Source organism: Candidatus Poriferisodalis sp., assembly GCF_965208485.1.
GTDB lineage: Bacteria > Actinomycetota > Acidimicrobiia > Acidimicrobiales > Poriferisodalaceae > Poriferisodalis.
In genome coordinates, this window is the sequence record NZ_OZ242344.1 from 2,878,876 (window position 1) to 2,899,073 (window position 20,198).

Consider the following 20,198-nt stretch of genomic DNA (forward strand, 5'->3'; position numbering starts at 1 on the left):
GAACGGACGCCACAGGTCTCTTGCGGGGCGGATTCGGGGTGCCTGCCCAACTGAGTGCGCGTGCTGCCCCGGCGCCGCCGAGGCTGGCCGCTACGACTCGCGGAGGTCGAAGGCGATCTTGGTTGAGCCTCGGGCGCCGGCGCTGGCGGCGTGCTCCAAGGCCGTCCGGTACTCCTCCAGCGGGTACAGCTCGGACACGAGGCGGCCCAGGTCGCAGTCGCGCACCAGCCCGATAGCGGCCTCGAACGTGTGGCCGCCGTCCAGCGACGGTTCGGTGCCATAGCAGTAGGCACCCACCAGCTCGGTCTCGCGGTGCCACAGCGCGGAGAGGTTCAGCTCGACGTCGGCGGGCATGCCCAGCACCACCACTCGACCCCGGGGCCGGGTGACCGCGATGGCATCAGCCAGCGACTGCGACGAGGCCACGGCGTCGATCGTCACATGGGTTCCCGAGCCGAGCGTCTCGCCGATCACACGGGTGCCTGCCGCGCGGCGCACGGCTCGGCCCAGTTCGTCGGGCGACACGGCCAGGTCGGCGCCGAGCTCGCGGGCCAGGCGGCGCTGGTGGCTGTAGCGGGCGCCCACCACGATCGCAGCCACGCCGGTCAGCTTCCGCAGCGCCGCCACCGCCACCAAGCCCATCGTGCCGGCGCCGATCACCGCTGCCGTGCCGCCCTCGGTCACGCCCGAACGCAGCGCGGCGTGGACGCCCGCCGCGGTCGGCTCGATCATCACCGCCGCCTCGTCGGACAGGTCCTCGGGTCCCAGCGAGCCCAGCGAATGCAGCTGCGACTCGTGCGCTGCGAACATCTCCGACCAGCCGCCCCCGGTGGAGGCGCACGACCCGGTCTGCAAGCCCGCCTTCAGCTCGCCACCGATCAGGTGGCCGTAGTCGTCGCCATCGGCAGGCGCAGCATCGGGCCACGGCGGTGCGAAGCCGTGCGCCTCGTGGCCCAGCACCGGCTCGAGCACCACCCGGGCGCCGTCATCGGTATGACCGACCACCTCGTGGCCGGGCACGAACGGGAACGACACCAGCGGCTCGAAGTAGCGGGACACCTTGCCGTCCACCGTCGCCAGATCCGACCCGCAGATGCCCGACAGGGCCGGCCGCACGTACTGCCAGCCGGGCCCGGGCAGTTCCGGGGGGTCGATGTCGGTCAGCTTGAGCGGACCGACGCCGGCACCGGATCCCGGCTTCAGCTTGCCTGCCGCCATGGCTGCAGCGAACCGCAACTCATTGCGCTCGAAGACCAGTGCCTGCACGCTCGCCCGTCAAGCCTCAGCTGCCGGAATCGGCGGCGGCCGCACTCACATCGGTGGCTGTGCTGCCTGCGCCACCGACGTCGGTGGCTTTGCTCTCCACCTCGCCGGCCAGTTGCGCCATGAATTCCGCCAGCGGCACATCACGCCGCACCGGCTGGCCTCGCGGGTTCACGCCCACCGTGCCCGCCGCCACGTCGTCGTCGCCCACCACCAGCACGTAGGGCACCTTGTCGAGCTTGGCCCGCCGGATGCGTGTCCCCAGCGGATCGTCGGCCGGCACGGTCTCGGCCCGGAAGCCCGCCTCGGCCAGCCGCGCCACCACCTGTTCGGCGAACGAGTCGTGGTCGGCCCGCACGCCCAGCACCACCGCCTGGGTGGGCGCCAGCCAAGGCGGGAACGCACCCGCGTATTGCTCCACCATCACGCCGAAGAACCGCTCGATCGCGCCCATCAGCGCCCGGTGGATCATGATCGGCCGGTGCACCTCGCCGTCGGCGCCGGTGTAGCGCAGGTTGAACCGTTCGGGCAGGTTGAAATCGACCTGGATGGTGGACAGCTGCCACGAGCGCCCGATCGCATCGGTCACGTCGATGTCGATCTTCGGCCCGTAGAAGGCCGCCTCGCCCTCGGCCTCGGTGTAGTCGTGCCCGCGCCGATCCAGCGCGGACCGCAGCGCCGCTGTCGCCCGCTCCCAGCCCTCGTCATCGCCCACGTACTTGTCGGGATCCTGCGTGGACAGCTTGAAGGTGAAATCGTCGAAGCCGAACGCACTCAGCACCGACAGCACGAAGTCGAGCAGTCCTTCGATCTCGCCTGCCAGCTGGGAGGGCGCCACGAACAGGTGACTGTCGTCCTGGGTGAACCCCCGGATCCGCATCAGCCCGTGCAGCGTGCCCGAGCGCTCGTAGCGGTAGACGGTGCCCAGCTCGAACAGCCGCAGGGGCAGCTCGCGGTACGAGCGCTGGCGCTGATTGAAGATCAGGCAGTGCATCGGGCAGTTCATCGGCTTGGGGTAGTAGACGCCGTTGTCCATCTCCATCGGCGGGTACATGCCCTCGGCATAGAAGTCCAGGTGCCCGGAGGTCTCGAACAGCCGGGCGTTGGCCAGATGCGGCGTATAGACGAACTCGTAGCCGCCCGCTTCGTGGCGGTCGCGGCTGTAGTCCTCCATGAGCTTGCGGACCACTGCGCCTTTCGGGTGCCAGACCGCCAGCCCGCCGCCCAGTTCCGCGGGGAAGCTCAGCAAATCCAACTCGGTCACCAGCCGCCGGTGATCTCGCTTGGCGGCTTCCTCCAACCGCTCCAGGTGAGCCTTCAGCTCCGCGGCAGAACCCCACGCGGTGCCGTAGACCCGCTGCAGCATCTGGCGGTTCTCGTCGCCGCGCCAGTACGCGCCCGCCACGCGCATCAGCTTGAAGTGGCCCAGCCGGCCGGTGTCAGGCACGTGCGGCCCGCGGCACAGGTCGACGAACTCGTCGGTGTTGCGGTAGGTGGTGATGACCCCGCCAGCCGGCCCCGACGCGGGGTCGTCGGCCTCGCCGTCGAGTATCTCGATCTTGTAGGGATGGTCGGCGAACAGCTCATCGGCCACGGCTCGGTCCACCTCGGCACGGATGAACGGCTGGCGGGCATTCACGATCGCCCGCATCTCGGCCTCGATCGCTTCGAGATCCTCATCGGAGAACGTCCGCGGCCGCCCGCCGCCGTCGAGCCCCAAGTCGAAGTCGTAGTAGAAGCCGTCGGTGATCGGCGGCCCGATCGAGAACGTGGCACTCGAGTAGAGCCGCAGCACGGCTTGGGCCAGCACATGCGCGGTCGAATGGCGCAGCACCTCGAGCCCCTCGTCGGTGGACGGGAACACCAGCGACACCGATGCGCTGTCGGGCAAGGGCCGGTTGAGATCCAGCTCGACACCGTCGGCCACCGCGATCAGCGCATCCTTCGCGGCCCGCCGCCCCAGCGACGCGGCGAGGTCAGCGCCGGTGGCGCCTGCGGGAAGCTCGCGGGTCTGCCCATCGGGCAGCGTGATGCTGATTGCGGCTGGGCCGGGCGCGGCTGCGGAGGCCTCGCTGAGGTCGCTCATGGAACTGCACTCATGAACCCGGCTTACCAGACCGGATTCATCGGACCGGCACGGTTTTCTTGGGCGGCTTCGGGGGCGGCATGCCGCAGCAACTACCTCCCGCCCCCGCCGGAGAACACGATGTTGATGAGAATGATCAGGAACAGCAGCCCACCGAGCACCCAGAGCTTGTCGGCGAACTGGAAGCTCTTGAACTTCGCGAACGGGACCATCATCTTGTGCGGGTCTTCAAGCGACTTCTGATCGACCCGTCGCGTATCACCGTCGCTCATGAACACTCCCGGATGAACTGGTGCACAGGCTGCGCTGGGGGCGTTGGACCCGCCGCGGGCGCAGCGGACCCGCCGCGGACCCAGCCAAGGGGCAAGGCTAGTGGTCTGCGGGGGCCGAGGCAGAGTGACCGCGCAGCCGGCTACGTGCGCACGGCATCGGCGCCGAGCAGCTCGCGCATGGGGCCGGCCAGCGCACCGGCGTCCACCCACCGTGACTCCGGAAGCCGTACTTCGCTGTCGCCGACCCGAATGTGCACCGGCGCGTCGCCCGGGAACTCGGCCAGCATCTGCTCGAAGCGCTGCAGCCAGTTTTCGTTCAGGTCCACGAGCTCCATGTCCAGCCATAGCGGCACGGGTCCCTTGCGCAGCTCGAATGGCTCGGCTTCATTCGCCAAGAACGCAGTCTCGCCGTCACCGCGCCGGTCCGGCCGACCCCGCACCAGCACCACGGCATCCTCGCTGAGTGCCTCTCCTGCTGCCGCATAGCCCTTCGGGAACAGCGTCACCTCGACCGACCCGGAGAGATCCTCCAGCATGAAGCGGGCCATCGGCTCGCCGTTGCGGGTGAAGCGACGCTGCAGGCTCCGCACGACACCGCCCAGCGTCGCCCACTGCTGCCCGCCGTCGTCGCGCGGCGACAGCTCGCCCAACCCGGCAATCTCGCAGTCGACCGCGCGCCGAAGCTGCGCCTCGCCGCCGTACAGCGGGTGGTCGGACACATACAGCCCGAGCAACTCCTTCTCCCACGCCAGCGTCTCGCGCTCGGACGCCGCGGCCTCGGGAATCTCGATGCGCTCGTTGAAGTCGGCACCGTTGGTTCCGTCGGTCTCACCGTTCGGGTCGCCGAACAGCGACTGCACCCCGGCGGCGGCTTCCTCCCGCCGACGCAGCGACGCTTCGATGATGCGGTCGAAGACATCCAGCAGCCCTTTTCGAGAATGCCCGCAAGTCTCGAACGCGCCGGCCTTGATCAGCGACTCCACGAACCGGCGGTTCAGCACATCGCGCGGCACCCGCATGCAGAAATCCTCGAAGTCGGCGAACGGACCGTTGGCGCTGCGTTCGGCGAGAATCGGCTCGGCCACCTTCATGCCGACATTGCGCACCGCTGACAGCCCGAAGGGAATCGTCTGCCCATCAGCGGCGAAGTCCATCTCGGAACGGTTGATGTCGGGCACCAGCACTTCGATGCCGTGCTGGCGGCAGTCAGCGAGGTACACGCCGGCCTTGTCGATATTGCGCTTGGAACCCGTCAGCACTGCCGCCAAGAACTCGGTGCGGTAGGTGGCCTTCAGGTACGCCGTCTGGTAGGCGATCAGTCCGTACGCGAACGCGTGGCTCTTGTTGAACGCGTAGTCGGCAAACGGCTCGATGATGTCGAAGAGCTGCTTGCCCAATTCGGCCGTGTAGCCCTTGGCCACGCTGCCGTCCACGAACTTGGTGCGGTGCTCGGCAATCTGGGCGCGGTTCTTCTTGCCGCACGCCTTGCGCAGGTCGTCGGCTTCGGCCATCGAGTAGCCGGCGATCTCCTGGGCCACCCGCATCATGGACTCTTGGTAGATCATCAGCCCGTAGGTCTCCTCCAGCAGCTCCGCGAGGTCGGGGTGCGGCGGAGCGGCAGGCTGGAGGCCGTTCTTGCGATGGGCATAGCTGTTGTGCATGTCGGCGGCCATGGGACCCGGCCGGTACAGCGCCACCAGCGCGCAGATGTCCTCGAACTGCGTCGGCCGCATCGACCTCAGCAGCGACCGCACCGGCGTGGACTCGAGCTGGAACACCCCCATCGTGTCGCCGACGCACAGCAGCTCGAAGGTGGCGGGATCGTCGAGCGGCACAGCGTCGATGTCGAGCCGGTCACCCGTGCTGCGCTCGACGAGGCGCACGGTCTCATCGATAATCGACAGGGTCCGCAGCCCGAGGAAATCCATCTTCAGCAGGCCCAGGTCTTCCACACCGCCCATGTCGAACTGGGTGACGATCGGCGCTTCGGAAGGGTCGGTCCCCGCCTCGGGCTTGCGCTGGATGGGCAGGTACTCGGTGAGCGGCTCGGGACTGATCACCACCGCGGCGGCATGCACCGAATCCTGTCGGATGAGGCCCTCGAGTCCGCGGGCCACATCCACGACCTCGCGCACTTCGCTGTCGTGGGAGTACATCGTGCGCAGCTCGGCTGCGGCGGCGTAGCCATCGGCATGCTGTTCGTCGCGTTCGAGGCAGGCGCTCAGCGGCGTGGCGCGCCCCATGACCAGCGGCGGCATCGCCTTGGAGATGCGGTCGCCCAGCGAGTAGGGCTTGCCCAGCACACGGGCGGCGTCACGCACCGCCGCTCGCGCCTTGATGGTGGAGAACGTGATGATCTGCGCCACATGGTCGTGGCCGTACTTGGATGCGGCGTATTGGATCATCTCGTCCCGGTAACGGTCATCGAAGTCGATGTCGATGTCGGGCATCGAGATGCGGGCCGGGTTCAGGAAACGCTCGAACAGCAGTCCGTACTTGATGGGATCGAGGTCGGTGATGCCCAGGCAGTAGGCGACCGCACAGCCGGCCGCCGAGCCGCGGCCTGGCCCCACCCGGATGTTGCTCTCACGCGCATGCCGGATGAGGTCCCAGGTGATCAGGAAATAGCTGCTGAAGCCCATGTCGGAAATGACCCGCAGCTCATAGGCGATGCGCGCGGCCGTGTCGGGGGACACGTCGGAGTCCCAGCGCCGCTTCGCCCCTTCGAACGCCAAGTGCCGCAGGTAGGCGTCGGCATCGGCATAGGGAGCGGGCACCTCGAAGTGAGGCAGCAGCACCCGCCCGAACTCGATATTCGTCTCGGCCCGGTCGGCGATCGCCAGCGTGTTGTCGCACGCCTCGGGAAACTCGCTGAACAGCGCCCGCATCTCTGCTGCGCTCTTGAGGTAGTGCTGATCGCCGTGAAACTTGAAGCGGTCGGTATCGCTGCGCAGCGATCCGGTCTGCACGCACAGCAGCGCGTCGTGCGCCACCGCATCGTGCTGGTGGGTGTAGTGCAGGTCGTTAGTGGCCAGCAGCGGCGCCCCTAGGTCGTGCGCGATCTGCAGGAGTTGGGGGTTGCAGTCGTGCTGGGCGCCGATGCCGTGGTCCTGCAGCTCGACGTACAGCGAGTCGCGCCCGAAGATGTCCTGCAGGCGACCGGCCCGGCGGCGGGCCTCGTCGTAGTCGCCGGCCAGCAGTGCCTGCTGCACGACGCTGCCGAGGCATCCGGTGGTGGCCACCAGGCCCTCGGCGTGGTCAGCGAACATCTCCCAGTCCATCCGGGGCTTGTAGTAGTAGCCCTCGAGAAACGCCCGGCTGGCCAGCTTGAGCAGGTTGCGGTAGCCGGCGTCGCTGTGGGCGAGCAGCGTCAGGTGGTAGTAGAGCTTCCCGCCGCCGTCACCGTCATCGCCGGTGTCGTCGACCTTGGCGTTCTTGGCGCGGTTGCGGTTGGGGCGCTCGTGCCGGCTCTCGAGCGCCATGTATGCCTCGGTGCCGATGACCGGCTTGATGCCGTGCGCTTGGCAGGCCCGGTAGAAGTCCAGGACGCCGTACATGTTGCCGTGGTCGGTGATGCCCAGTGCCGGCTGGCCGTCGGCTGCGGCTGCGGCAACCACCTCGTCGACCCGTGCTGCGCCGTCGAGCAGGGAGTACTCGGTGTGGGTGTGCAGGTGAACGAACGAGGCTGCCACGCTGGGCTGCTCCTTGCAGATGGGGACTCGACAGGCTGGACCTGCCGGGGCTGGACTGCCGGACTCGCTCGGCGGGACCGCGCGCTGTGGCAGTGGCCGTCTGGTGAGGCGACCGTTGATCGAACATAGACCGGCCATTCCGACGCGCGGCGAATCCGCGGGCAGCCCGCGACCCGTCCCGGCGAAACCCCCAGAAAACATGGTTGGAAGGCCGCGCAAGGGGCTGCATCATGGAGGGATGGCCACGCCGCAGCGCGCGTCGGCAGCGCCCGTGCCCAAGAGCGACTCGTCTGTGTTCGAGCCAGACGACATCGGCGAGCTGGAGCTTGACGAGGAGTTGGCCGGACCCGACGATCTCGGCCCAGTGCTTCCGTGTGACGAGCTCAACGCGGTGCTGGTCGAAGAAGATCCGCGTGATGGGCTGTGGGAACTGGTCGAGTCGGGCTGGGCAGACGAATGCCTGCCCGAGTTGTCGGCACTCGAGCTGGAACAAGACCCGATTCATCGCCACAAGGACGTTCTGGCACACACCATCTGGGTGGTCATGCAGAGTCCGGCGCGACTGCGAGTCCGTTTGGCGGCGCTGTTTCACGACATCGGCAAGCCGTTGACGCGTTCATACGAGGGCAGCAGGGTGACCTTCCTCAACCACGAGGCTGTCGGCGCCAAGATGACCCGCAGCCGGATGCCGGAGATGGGCTACAGCGACGGGCTCACCGCCGAGGTTGCGCGGCTAGTGCATCTGTCAGGACGCTTCAAGGGCTACGACACGGGTTGGACCGATGCGGCGGTTCGGCGCTATGCCCGCGATGCGGGACCGCTGCTGGGCGACCTGAACGACTTGGTGCGCAGCGACTGCACCTCGCGCCGCGTCGAGCGGCTGCAGGCCCTGCACGACTCGCTCGATCGGTTCGAGGTACGGGTTGCCCGGCTGGCCCGCGAGCAGGCCGCAAGGGCGCTGCGCCCCGAGATGAACGGCGACGAGATCATGGCCCACCTAGGGCTGGCGCCCGGTCCCGACGTCGGCCGGGCCATGAAGTTCCTGCTGGAGCTGCGCCGCACCGAAGGCGAGCTCGGCGATGCCGAGACGCGCCGGCGCCTCGACACCTGGTGGGCCTCCCGGGCCACAGCCGATCAGTAGCGGAGCGAGCTGCAGGCCCTCGCGCTGTCTCGATGTCGGCCCAGCGGGCCATCTCGCGGCTCCGGTCCCAGGCGAAGGTGCGCGCCAGCGCGGCGGCTAGGCGACGCGTCGCTCGACGAGGCCGCTGGCCGGCGTCCATGTCTCCACGACGAGGTGCCGGCTCTCGACACGCACGAGCACGGCGCGAGCGATTCTGGCGGTGAACAGGGCCATCGAGGTCGAGTCGTCGATCTCGTGATGATGCCCGCGCAGGAAGGTCTCGAGCTCGGAGGCGTCGGCTGGTACCGCCTCGCCTTCGATGCGCGCATCGCCTCCCTGCAGCTCCCCGCTCTCGGGTGCAGAGTGCAGTCCGAACCGGGGGTCACGCCGCAAGTCGGCCGCCTTCATCGACGTGTGCTCCATGCCGAGCCAGAGGTGTCCGTCACGTATGGGTGCTTCCATGCCGGACATCCGCGGCGAGCCGTCCCGCCGCAGCGTGGCCATGACCGCGTGCAGGTGGCTCTCGAAGCGCGCCTGCATACGGGATGCGAGGTCGTCGCACTCCGCGGCGAACTCGCCCCAGATCACGTCAGTGTTCTGTGCGTCCATCTGGTCACCTCCGCCGTTCGTCCCGCGTGATTCTGCACCAGCGCTGTGTGTACGGTCGCCACCGTGAAGCCGGTACGTGCAACAGGCGCACTGATTGCGGCGGCACTCCTGGCGGGTGCGTGCGCATCGACTTCGGGCGATGCCGACGGCAGGACCGTTGTGGAGCAGGTGGACCCGGCATTCGCGGGGACAACTCCCGTCGTGACCGCGCCCCCGGCGCTGCGAACCATCCCGCCGGCCCCGGAGACGGGTGAAGCTCCTGCAATGACGAGTGAGGCCGATCCCGCAGACACAACCGGAGCGACCGAGGCAACGGGCACAACCGGGACGACGGGCACAGCGAACACGGCCGGCATCGGGGACGCCGCGCCGGCATCGTCGGCATCGCAGACGAGCGCACCGCCCGCGGCCGTCGGATCGCTTGCGCAGACGAGATTTGCCTTGGTGCCCGTGGCGGAGGTGCCGGTACCGATCGCGCTGGCGGTCAAGCCCGACACCGGCCAGCGCTACGTCGCCTCGCTCACCGGGCAGGTGTGGCTGCTGGATCCCACCGGCGGCGGCGGTGATGCCGTCGCCCCGCAACTCGTCGCCGACATCGGGTCGAAGGTCAGCCAAGGCTGCGAGAACGGGCTATTGGGCATTGCGTTCGCCCCCGACGGCGACGAGCTCTACCTCAGCTACACCGACACGGCCCGCAACAGCCGCATCGCTGCGGCGCCCATGGACGGCGACATCCCCCAGACCGATCGCGCCCGCATCCTGGTGGCCCTCGACCAGCCCGCCTGCAATCACAACGGCGGCGAAGTGCAGTTTGGCCCTGACGGGAACCTGTGGATCGGCTTCGGCGACGGCGGCGGCGCCAATGACATCTACGACCAGGGCCAGGACCGAGACACGCTGCTGGGCACCTTGGTGCGCATCGACCCCGATCCGCCGAGCGGCCGCGGCTACGGCATTCCCGTGGGCAACCCGTACCCCTCCGGCGGCGCACCCGAGGTGTGGGCCTACGGCGCCCGCAACCCGTGGAGGTTCTCGTTCGACCGGCTTACCGGCGACCTGTGGATCGCCGACGTCGGCCAGAACCGTTTCGAGGAGATTCATGTGCTCCTCGCAGCGGACGGCTGGTCGCCGGGCGCCAACCTGGGCTGGCCGCTGTTCGAGGGCGGTGAGCGGTTCTCCAGCGGTGACACGCCCGCCGATCTCGTGTTTCCCGTCTACACGTACCCGCATCCGGAAGGCTGCTCGGTAACCGGCGGCTACGTGTACCGCGGCAGCGCCATCGCAGCACTGCAGGGCACCTACGTGTTCGGCGACTACTGCGTCGGCGCGCTCTGGGGCCTCGTGCGTGGTCAAGACGGCGGGGCTGAGCGCCTCGACCTCGGAGTGTCGGTGCCGCGTGATTCGCTCGTGTCCTTCGGTCAGGACGCCGACGGCGAGCTGTACGTGCTCAGCGCCGCCGACACCGTGTTCCGGCTCGAGTCGGCAACGCTCTGAGGGGTGCTGGGGACGGCACGGCGACCGGGCGGCGACCGAGCAGATCCGGGACCTACTCGGAGTCCATCTCGTCCATCTCGTCCATTTCCGGTTGAGGCTGCCACTCGCCCCAAGTGACGTCGGTGATGAGGCGATGCATCCACCGGGGCTCGCTCGACTCGATGCTCCACACGCTCACCCCTCGCGCGCGGTCGCGCAACCAGCCGATGAACGACTCGATGGAACCCGACCCCAAGATGAGATGGCCGTCGTCCGGCGACCAGATGGCGATCCGGGTCGGCTCAGGCAGCGTATGCACGAGTTCGACGTCGTCGTCTGGCGAGCCCGGTGTGTGCAGGTACAGCGCCTCCCGTTCGGGCACGCCGTCACCGTCGTCGTCGTGCTGTGCCACATACGCGACACGTCCGTCGCCGGACCACGACAGCGAGTGGCCGGATTCCGTCAGCGTGGTCGTCCTGCCCATGCCGTCAGCTCGTTCGGTGCGGGCGACCGAACCCGTCACATTGCCGTCGTCGTCGCGCAGTATCTCGCTGTAGGAGATGTGCGTGCCGTCCTGCGACCAGAAAATCCAGCCGTACAGGGTCGGGGAAATCTCGCCGATGAACCGCTTCGAGCTGCCGTCGCGGTGGGCGACCCATGACAGCTCAGGAAGGATGAAGTCGGTCACCAAGCGCTCGGTCTTCTCGCCGTACTCGAGGTAGGTGCTGTCGGGCGACCATCTCAGGAAATTCGCATCGGCGGCGATGGGAACCGGTTCGGTGTCGCTGTCCACAGAGCTGACGCGCAACTCCGTGGAGCAATCATCCGGATCGACCGCCTCGTACGCGACGTGCTTCCCGTCAGGCGACCACGGGTCGATCATGAGCACGCCCCACTCGGCGTAATCGATCGTGTCGATGCGGCGTGGGTCGCTGCCGTCGGCAGCCACGACCCACAGGTCCCAGATGCCGAGAAACTCTCCGTCGCCGCACTCCGCGGGCGTGGCGTAGAGAAGATGCCGGCTGTCCGGCGCCCAGCGCACGATGATGGCGTCGGTGGCCAGGGTGACCGCCGGCGCGTTGCCGTCAGTCGGCTCGATGCGTGCCTCGCTGGCAGCTTCGGACGTCTCGAGCGTCTGCGTCTCGGGGTTGATGAGTCCGGTGACGTACGCCACGTACGCACCGTCACGCGACCAGATGAAGTCCGGGACGTCGCCGTAGTACCAAGTGCGTGCATCCATCCGGCCCAAGCTGCGAATCAGGCCGCCGTCAGCGTCGTGCAGCAACGCCTCCAGGGAATCGAGGCGACCGTCGTCGTCGGTGTCGGTGTTGCTCCACAGGATGAGGCGGCTGCCGTCGGGCTCCCACCTCGGCCATGCACCCTTCTCCGCCAACAGCCCGCCTTCGGCGTCGGGGGTCGCGATCATCACCCGTTCTTCGTCATCCGCCCAAGCCAGCCGCCGCCCGTGGCTGTAGTTCCAAGCCCAGCCGCTGTGATCGACGGTGCGGAGCATGCGGTCGCTGCCGTCCGCGCGCACGGTGAACAACGTCGAGCCCACGCCGAAGATGCCCGACGACTCCGTGAGTGCCAGGAACGGCGGCGCCTCGCTCTCGCCGTCGACAACGGGTCGGACTCGTTCGCCCCGGCTGATTGCTTCGAACGTCGTGCGCGCCGTGCGTGTGAGCGTCGCAGTATCCACGCTCGGCGACGGTGCGCTTGTGGCCACGGCGACGCGTTCGACATAGACATCGGATTCCAGCTCAGCGAGCACAGCAGCCACCGTGTTCTCAGCGGCCGAGCCGACTTCGCCGACGAGTCCTGCAAAGATGATCCGAGCCGGCCGGTAGTCAGCGATGAGGGATTCCGTCGCCTCGGACAGGCCGCCGGCGATCGTGGCAGGCGAGAAATACGCGATGGCGACGTCCTCGAATCCCGCAGCAAACTCCCTTGCCGTGTCGACAGCGGCTTCGTTCCAGCCGTCGGCTACGATCAGCACCACGGTATCGAGGCCCACTCGCTCGGGCGTGTCGAGCCCGATGCGAGCGGCGGCAGCGGCCGTATCGGCGCGGGTGGCGCCGTCCAGCTGCTGTATCACTGCCCACCGGAAGGCCGAACGCACTGCGGCGGTCAGTTCGTCCATCACCGTCGTCGGCACCGCCGCAGGACCGCCGACGACGATCACGCGATCAGGCGCAAACGTGGCGATGACTTCGGCGAGCTCTGCGGGCACGCCGTCGGTGCTCAGGCACGCGGCGGCCGCGTTGCGGGAATGGCGGGCCAGCTCCCAGGCCGCTGCCGTGTCGGCCCAGCGTTCGCAGTTCGCCAGGACCAGCGTGAGGTTGGGTCCGCTGCGAACCAGATTGTCCGGCCGTTCCTGCGCTGCTGCGGGCGTCGTCAGCACGGCTGAGCCCAGCAGGACGGCGAGTGCCACGGCTGCGGCGGCAGCTCGGGCCCGCCGCGGGATGCGCCGGCTCGATACGGCGTGAGGAGTCGCGTATGCGTGTGTGGTCGTCATCGGGGCGACACGCTATCGCTCGGTCGTCGGCGCTCTGGGTCGCGCTCAGCGAGACTGCCGCTCACCCCAAGCGATGTCGGTGATCAGGCGGAATCAACAAGAGCGGCCCGCCGGCAAGAGCCGCAGCGACGAGCTACCCGTCGGAACCGGACATCTCGCCACGACCAGCGTCAGGTTCGGGCCGCTCAGCTCTGGCCGGCCAGCTTGCGATTCTTGATCTTGGCCTTGACGTAATCGCGGTTCATGAACGCGATGAAGTCCAAGCTGATCTCCTTCGGGCAGGCTGCGGTGCACTCGCCGTGGTTGGTGCACGAGCCGAAGTACTGCTCCATGGTCTCGACCATGGCCTCGGTGCGCTCCCAGCGCTCGGGCTGGCCTTGGGGGGTCAGGTTGAGATGCGCCAGCTTCGCTGAGGTGAACAACTGCGCTGCCGAGTTCGGGCACGCCGCCACGCATGCGCCGCAGCCGATGCAGGCAGCCGCATCGAACGACGTGTCCGACGCCTCCTTGGGCACCGGGATGAGGTTGGCGTCTCCTGCCGCGCCGGTGTTGACCGAGACATAGCCGCCCGCCTCGATGATGCGGTCGAAAGCGCTGCGGTCGACCACCAAGTCGCGCACCACCGTGAATGCCTTCGCCCGGAACGGCTCCACCGTGATGACGGCACCGTCGGAGAACTTGCGCATGTGCAGCTGGCAGGTGGTCGTGGCCGCCTCGTGCCCGTGCGCCCGGCCGTTGATCATCAGGCTGCACATGCCGCAGATGCCTTCCCGGCAGTCGTGGTCGAACTCGATCGGCACGTCGCCGTCGGCGATCAGCCGCTCGTTGATGGTGTCGAGCAGCTCGAGGAACGACATGTCCTCGCTGACGTCAGGGGCGTCGAAGGTGTGGAACCGTCCCGGTGCGTCGGGTCCCTCCTGGCGCCAGATGCGCAGCGTGAGACTCAAGATGGCGCCGTCGTGCTGGCCGGTCTGGCTGTGCTGGCTGCGCTGGCTGTGCTGGCCCTTTGTCGCGCTCACTTGTAGCTCCGCTGGGTCAATGCCACCTCTTCGAACGTCAGCTCTTCGACGTGGCGGATCTGCACGGTGTCGGCGCCGTGCCATTCCCACGCGGCGACATGCGAGAAGTTCTCGTCGTCGCGCTGCGCTTCGCCCTCGGGCGTCTGATGCTCAGCCCGGAAATGTCCCCCGCAGCTCTCCTCGCGCATGAGGGCGTCACAGGCCATCAGCTTGGCCAGCTCGAAGAAGTCGGCCACCCGACCGGCCTTCTCCAGGCTCGAGTTGAGCGTGGCGCCCGAACCCGGAACCCGCAGGTCGGCCCAGAACTCGGCCTCCAGCGCCGGTATCTCCGACAGGGCCTTCTCCAAGCCTTCGGCGGTGCGCTCCATGCCGATGCAGTCCCACACGATCTTGCCGAGCTCGCGGTGGAACCAGTCCACCGAACGGGCGCCGCCGATCGACAGGAAGCGCTGCGTGGCATCTTCGACGCCGGCCACGGCTTGGGTGAACACCGGGTCGTCGGTCGGCACCACCGGTTCGCCCAGCCTCGCGGCCAAGTCGTCGCCGATGGTGTAGGGGAGCACGAAGTAGCCGTCGGCCAAGCCCTGCATCAGCGCCGAGGCGCCCAGCCGGTTGGCGCCATGGTCGGAGAAGTTGGCCTCGCCGATCGAGTAGCAGCTCGGCACCGTCGTCATGAGGTGGTAGTCCACCCACAGCCCGCCCATCGTGTAGTGGATGGCTGGGTAGATGCGCATGGGCCCCGCATAGGGGTTCTCGCCCGTGATGCGCTCGTACATGTCGAAGAGATTGCCGTACTTGGCCGCCACCGCTGCTTGGCCGTCACGGGCGATCACCTCGGAGAAGTCCAGGTACACGCCGTTGCGCAGCGGACCCACACCCTTGCCTTGGTCCACGACGGTCTTGGCGTTGCGGCTGGCCACGTCGCGCGGCACCAGGTTCCCGAAGGCCGGGTACTTGCGCTCGAGGTAGTAGTCGCGCTCGGAGGGGAGGATCGCTTCTGGCGAACGGGCATCGTCCATCTGTTCGGGCACCCAGATGCGCCCGTCGTTGCGCAGCGACTCGGACATCAGCGTCAGCTTCGACTGGAACTCGTCGCTGGCCGGGATGCAGGTGGGGTGGATCTGCGTGTAGCAGGGATTGGCGAAGAACGCCCCGCGCCGGTGTGCCCGCCATGCAGCGGTGACGTTGCACGCCATCGCGTTGGTGGACAGGTAATAGACGTTGCCGTAGCCACCGGTCGCCAGCACCACGGCGTGACCGGTGTGCGCGGCGATCTCGCCCGAGATGAGGTCGCGGGTCACGATGCCGCAGGCCCGCCCGTCCTTGATCACCAGGTCCAGCATCTCCGAGCGCGTGTACAGCTCGACCCCGCCGCCGCCGACTTGGCGGGCGAGCGCCTGGCAGGCGCCCAGCAGCAGCTGCTGACCTGTCTGGCCGCGGGCATAGAACGTGCGGCTGACCTGCGCTCCGCCGAATGAGCGGTTGTCCAGCAGGCCGCCGTACTCGCGAGCGAACGGCACGCCTTGTGCGGCGCACTGGTCGATGATGTTGAGCGACACCTCGGCCAGGCGGTGCACGTTGGCCTCGCGGCTGCGGTAATCGCCGCCCTTGACCGTGTCGTAGAACAGCCGGTGCACCGAGTCGCCGTCGTTGGTGTAGTTCTTCGCAGCGTTGATGCCGCCTTGGGCAGCAATCGAGTGCGCACGGCGCGGCGAGTCGTGGAAAGTGAACACCTTCACCCGGTAGCCGAGCTCGGCCAGCGAGGCGGCTGCGGAGGCACCCGCCAGACCCGTGCCCACCACCAGGATCTCGAAGCGGCGCTTGTTGTTGGGGTTGACCAGCTTCATGGAGAACTTGTGGTCCGTCCACTTGTCGGCCATCGGCCCGTCGGGAACGCGGGCGTCCAGCACGCCGTTCGAGCTCCCGTTCGATGCGGAATCGTTCATCGCCATCTCACTGCGCCTCCGCAGCTTCGTCGCATCTCATGTGCCTCCGCTTCGGCGCAGTGCTTGTTGTGGCCTTCGCTGCTTCGTACGGGGTTGTTGCGCCCATCTCAGTGCGCCTCCGCAGCTTCGGCCAGACATTCCAACCCAGTGGTGTCGTTGACCGGGCACTCCCGGTTGTCCTCGTCGATCAGGCCGGCCTGGGTGAGGATCGGGAATGACAGGTTGCCCACCAGCACGACGCCTGCCAGCACGGTCGCCAGATTGCGGCGCAGGCTGTTGTACTTCGGATTGTTGACACCGAGGCTCTGGAACATGCTCCATGTGCCGTGGAAGATGTGGATGGCCAGTGCCACGTTGGCGACGATGTAGATGATCGCCACCGGGATCGACGAGAGCGATTCGACCACGTTGTGGTACGGATCGCCACGCACGTAGGCGACGCCCAGCCACCAGCCCCACGTCAGGTCGGCCAAGTGGAACAGCACATACAGGCCGACGATGGGACCGGTCCAGCGCATGGTGCGCGACGCGTAGGTGGCGGCGATGTAGTCGCGCTTGGACTCGTATCGCTTGGCGCCGCCGACGAAGCCGGCCCGATCCGAGGCCAGCCGGCTGCGCTCCTTGAGCGTGTACGCCGAGTGCAGGTGCACCAGGAACATCGCGAGCAGCCCGATGCGCATGATCCACAGCAGCAGAGTGCGCGGCAGCAATCCGCCGCCGAGATTGCGCAGCGTCTCGGCGTACTCGTACATCCGCGACGGGCCCTCGTAGAGATGCAGGTTGCCGATCAGATGGACGATGACGAAGCCCAGCAGCCCGATGCCGGTCCAAGCCATCACCCATTTGCGGCCGATGGCTGACTGGTAGATGTTCAGCGGGAACGGCAGCGGACGCTTGGACTTGAACACAGGTGCAGACCCCGCGGCCTGTGTGGCAGTCGGCGCCATGTGTTCCTCCTGGGTGCGACGGTCGACGCAACTCTCACGGTTGAGAACGCCAAAGCCGTACGGTACTTGCAGATTGCTTGCGAGCACTGTTCTGTGCGAGTCTGTGCGAGCGCCGAGGCTTTGCTGCGCCCTGTCGGCGCTCGCCCGAAAAGGCCAGGTTTCGTCGGCTCGGAATCCTCAGCGACGGTCGGGTGGCAGCACCGGGCGCGTGGGATCGGCCGCACGCATGGCGCTTGCCATGGAGCGGTATGCCCAAGGGCTGAACGCACGCGGCCACTGCCTCCTGCCCGGGGGAGGCAGTGGCTGCCAGCTCACTACGCTGGGGTGGTGGCCGGCGTGATCGGCTGCGCTCGCGGCGGCTCGTGCCGCCAGCGCCCGCAGGCCGCGCTCAGCGCCGGCGTAGACATTCGGATCTAGTGCGATCTGCTGGCACAGCATGGTGCCGGCCGCATCGGCGTCGTCATAGGTGCCGCGATCGGCCAAGTCGTGCTGCGCCGCCGCCACTTCGCCGGGTCTGCCCCCGCAGCTCTCGCCGTTGACGTACAGCTCGCCGCTCCGCAGGACCGCTGTCCGGACGCCGGTGCGGAGTCTCACCGCGTGGCTGGATCGTCCGTCGATCGAGACGTCGATGTTGATGCAGTACTGCTCTTGGTCGCCCATCCCGGCGGGCCACCACAGCGCCGGACCCTCGAGCGCGACCAGCCACACCAAGTCGTTTTGGCCGCGCGCCAGGACAGGCTCGGACACGGCCAAGCCATCGCCCAGCCGTGCGAGGGGACGCGTCGGGTCTTCGGACCAGCCGGCATCGGGATCGTCAATGGGCAGCACCGTCGTCGTGACCTCGGCGCGGTGTGTGCCGCTGCTGTCCACGGTCGCAGAGACGCGCAGCACTGCCCGGTCGTAACTGGCCTCGATCACCAGCGCACGGGAGCGTGCGATCCGGGCCGGCCCGCTCTTCGAGATCCGCAGATGCGAACCGGCGCCGCTGGCTGCGTGCGCTGCGCCACGCGACGCCTCGACTGCAGCCAAATGATCGCTGCTGCTGCGCAGCAGATGGCTCACCTCGAACGCATGCTCGAAGTGGCGTCCCCGCAGATCGCCGAGGTATGCCTCGTCGAGCCAGAGGTGGCCGAGGTCGCACAGACCGCTCGCCACGAACCACCAGCGAGCGTCATGGCGTGCCGTGCTGTCAGCACCGCCGAGCTCAGCCGCCAGTTCCGGCGGCAGCTCAAAGTGCCGCCGGTACAGGACGGCACTCTCGCCGGCCAGGTCGGCATCCATCCACCATCGGCGCACAGTGGGGGTTGCCTGCCAGCCCGACTCGTCGAGCCCACGGTCTGCCGCCGTTCGCCACTCGCCGTGCCCGGCGGCGCGCACCAGCCAATCGCCTGCCAGCACCCAGCAGTTCTGGTTCGCTGTGCCCACACCCTGACGGTACCGGTCATCTCCGGCCATTCCGGTGCAATGCCGCGGTGACGCACGTACGGCGGTTGCCGATGAATGCCGTCGGGCCGTGCGTCGACGGCAGCGGCACCGGGCGGTAATCGCACGCATGCACCTGTGATTGCCCATCGAGACCCAGAGATGTCAGGTTCGCGCGAGCGGTCAGCACGGCCGACGCAGCCGACATGGGAAAAGGAACAGGCGAAAAAGAACAACAGTGACTATTTGCTAGTGACTGTTTGCTGCTGTTGTGTATCGTGTGCCTCCGTGAAGCCAGCGGAGGGTTCGTGCGAGGTCGAGGTCCGCTCGACGCGCAAAAAAGTACCCCCCCCCCCCCCCCGTTTGGCGCATGTCGGCGGCTCCGGTCATGGTTCGTCGGTCATGGTTCGTCCGAGCCACGACCTCGGTCCTGCTTGCAGTCGGACTGGTAGCCGCATTCCCAGCCGCCGCGCACGCGGCACAGCCTGCTGCTGATCCAGGCCAATCTGACCTTCAGTTCGTCATCAGCTCGTTCTCGCTGCTGATCTGGGGCGCGCTGGTGATGTGGATGTGCGCTGGCTTCACCATGCTCGAATCCGGCACGGTGCGCACGAAGAACGCGTCGATGATCTGCCTGAAGAACGTCGGCATCTACTCCATCGCCGCCCTCACCTACCTGTTCATCGGCTACAACCTCATGTACGTCGATGTCGGTGACCTCATCGGCAGCTTCCGGTTCCTCTACTCGCCGTTGGATGCCGAGGTCGCAGCACTCGCCGGCGATGTCTCGGGCCTCGGCGACGCCATCGGCGCAGGCAGCGCTTCGATGTCGAACTGGCTCTTCCAGATGCTGTTCGTGGCGACGACTGCGTCGATCGTTTCAGGGGCGATGCTCGAGCGCGTCAGGCTGTGGTCGTTCTGGCTGTTCACCGTGTTCCTCACGGCCTTCATCTACCCCACTGTCGGCGCGTGGATCTGGGGCGGCGGCTGGCTGGAGCAGGCCGGCTTCCGGGACTTCGCCGGGGGGACTGTGGTGCACACCGTGGGTGGGTGCGCCGCGCTGGTCGGCATGATGATCGTCGGCCCCCGCCTCGGCAAGTTCCGCCTCGACGGCACCGTGAAGGCCACGCCGCCGTCAAACGTCCTGGTCACGACGCTCGGGGTCTTGATCCTGTGGCTCGGCTGGTTCGGCTTCAACGCGGGATCGCACGGTTCGCTGGCGACGCCGCAGGACGTGATCATCATGAGCGCCGTGCTGATCAACACGAACCTGGCTGCGGCGTCCGGGATGCTGGCATCGGTCATCATCAGCCGCCGCGTGTTCGGTCGCGTCGGCCTGAGTTCAAGCCTGAACGGCGCACTCGCGGGATTGGTCTCCGTGACCGCTGCCCCCTCCATGGCCGACCATTGGTGGGCGGTCGTCATCGGGGCCATCGCCGGCGTGCTCTGCACGGTGGTGACTTGGCTGCTTGAACGGATGAAGCTTGACGATGTCGTCGGCGCCGTGCCGGTTCACCTTGTGGCCGGCGTGTGGGGCACGCTGGCGGCAGCCATCACGACCGACGTGTCCCTCAGCACGCAACTCCTCGGCGTTGCGTCAGTCATGGCCTTTGTGCTGATCGCGTCCTACGTCGTGTGGAAGCTCATCGACTTCGTGCTGGGAGTACGCGTCGCCACCGAGATCGAGCGCATCGGCCAGGACATCGGCGAACTGGGCATCGAATCGCATCCGGAGTTCCTGCTGGCCCCGGATGACTTCGACGAGTACTGATCACGAGCACTGATCACAGCGTCGGTTTTGCGCCTCGGATCCAGCAGACCCAGACCGGAACTG

13 protein-coding genes are annotated in these 20,198 nt (G+C 67.7%); 3 read left to right on the forward strand and 10 right to left on the reverse strand.

What is annotated here, in order from left to right; translation table 11 throughout:
- Positions 1 to 90 precede the first annotated feature (90 nt).
- From ACOGXQ_RS13500 to dnaE, 4 genes are all read right to left on the reverse strand, one after another.
- A complete protein-coding gene (locus ACOGXQ_RS13500; protein WP_419944160.1) occupies positions 91 to 1,266 on the reverse strand; it encodes a zinc-dependent alcohol dehydrogenase in 1,176 nt (391 codons plus the stop codon).
- A gap of 16 nt (positions 1,267 to 1,282) precedes the next feature.
- On the reverse strand, positions 1,283 to 3,349 hold the full coding sequence (gene thrS / locus ACOGXQ_RS13505; RefSeq protein WP_419944161.1) for a threonine--tRNA ligase: 2,067 nt from the start codon (positions 3,347 to 3,349) through the stop codon (positions 1,283 to 1,285).
- Between the two features lie 92 nt (positions 3,350 to 3,441).
- Positions 3,442 to 3,621: a hypothetical protein gene (locus tag ACOGXQ_RS13510; protein ID WP_419944162.1), complete on the reverse strand. Its 180-nt coding sequence runs from the start codon at positions 3,619 to 3,621 to the stop codon at positions 3,442 to 3,444.
- Between the two features lie 140 nt (positions 3,622 to 3,761).
- Positions 3,762 to 7,313, reverse strand: a complete 3,552-nt coding sequence (gene dnaE / locus ACOGXQ_RS13515) for a DNA polymerase III subunit alpha (protein ID WP_419944163.1) — start codon at positions 7,311 to 7,313, stop codon at positions 3,762 to 3,764.
- Between the two features lie 238 nt (positions 7,314 to 7,551).
- Here dnaE and ACOGXQ_RS13520 point away from each other — a divergent pair, with 238 nt between their 5' ends.
- Complete coding sequence (locus ACOGXQ_RS13520; protein ID WP_419944164.1) at positions 7,552 to 8,454, forward strand: HDIG domain-containing metalloprotein; 903 nt, start codon at positions 7,552 to 7,554, stop codon at positions 8,452 to 8,454.
- A gap of 96 nt (positions 8,455 to 8,550) precedes the next feature.
- Here ACOGXQ_RS13520 and ACOGXQ_RS13525 read toward each other — a convergent pair whose 3' ends face one another.
- Positions 8,551 to 9,042: a pyridoxamine 5'-phosphate oxidase family protein gene (locus tag ACOGXQ_RS13525; RefSeq protein ID WP_419944165.1), complete on the reverse strand. Its 492-nt coding sequence runs from the start codon at positions 9,040 to 9,042 to the stop codon at positions 8,551 to 8,553.
- 63 nt (positions 9,043 to 9,105) lie between these two features.
- On the opposite strand from ACOGXQ_RS13525, the gene ACOGXQ_RS13530 reads away from it, so the two are divergent.
- Complete coding sequence (locus ACOGXQ_RS13530) at positions 9,106 to 10,536, forward strand: PQQ-dependent sugar dehydrogenase (protein WP_419944166.1); 1,431 nt, start codon at positions 9,106 to 9,108, stop codon at positions 10,534 to 10,536.
- Positions 10,537 to 10,588: 52 nt separating this feature from the next.
- Here the strand turns inward: ACOGXQ_RS13530 and ACOGXQ_RS13535 are convergent, their stop codons facing one another.
- The 5 genes from ACOGXQ_RS13535 to ACOGXQ_RS13555 form a co-directional block, all read right to left on the reverse strand.
- Positions 10,589 to 13,030, reverse strand: a complete 2,442-nt coding sequence (locus tag ACOGXQ_RS13535; protein WP_419944167.1) for a hypothetical protein — start codon at positions 13,028 to 13,030, stop codon at positions 10,589 to 10,591.
- 185 nt (positions 13,031 to 13,215) lie between these two features.
- On the reverse strand, positions 13,216 to 13,977 hold the full coding sequence (locus ACOGXQ_RS13540) for a succinate dehydrogenase/fumarate reductase iron-sulfur subunit (RefSeq protein WP_419947401.1): 762 nt from the start codon (positions 13,975 to 13,977) through the stop codon (positions 13,216 to 13,218).
- A gap of 68 nt (positions 13,978 to 14,045) precedes the next feature.
- A complete protein-coding gene (locus ACOGXQ_RS13545; RefSeq protein ID WP_419944168.1) occupies positions 14,046 to 16,001 on the reverse strand; it encodes a fumarate reductase/succinate dehydrogenase flavoprotein subunit in 1,956 nt (651 codons plus the stop codon).
- Positions 16,002 to 16,102: 101 nt separating this feature from the next.
- The gene (locus ACOGXQ_RS13550) at positions 16,103 to 16,942 is read right to left on the reverse strand and encodes a succinate dehydrogenase cytochrome b subunit (RefSeq protein WP_419944169.1); all 840 of its coding nucleotides are present in this window, start codon (positions 16,940 to 16,942) and stop codon (positions 16,103 to 16,105) included.
- Positions 16,943 to 17,119: 177 nt separating this feature from the next.
- The gene (locus tag ACOGXQ_RS13555) at positions 17,120 to 18,367 is read right to left on the reverse strand and encodes a hypothetical protein (RefSeq protein WP_419944170.1); all 1,248 of its coding nucleotides are present in this window, start codon (positions 18,365 to 18,367) and stop codon (positions 17,120 to 17,122) included.
- A gap of 385 nt (positions 18,368 to 18,752) precedes the next feature.
- Here ACOGXQ_RS13555 and ACOGXQ_RS13560 point away from each other — a divergent pair, with 385 nt between their 5' ends.
- Positions 18,753 to 20,135 (forward strand): ammonium transporter, encoded by a 1,383-nt coding sequence (locus ACOGXQ_RS13560; protein WP_419944171.1) that lies wholly within the window; start codon positions 18,753 to 18,755, stop codon positions 20,133 to 20,135.
- Positions 20,136 to 20,198: the final 63 nt, after the last annotated feature.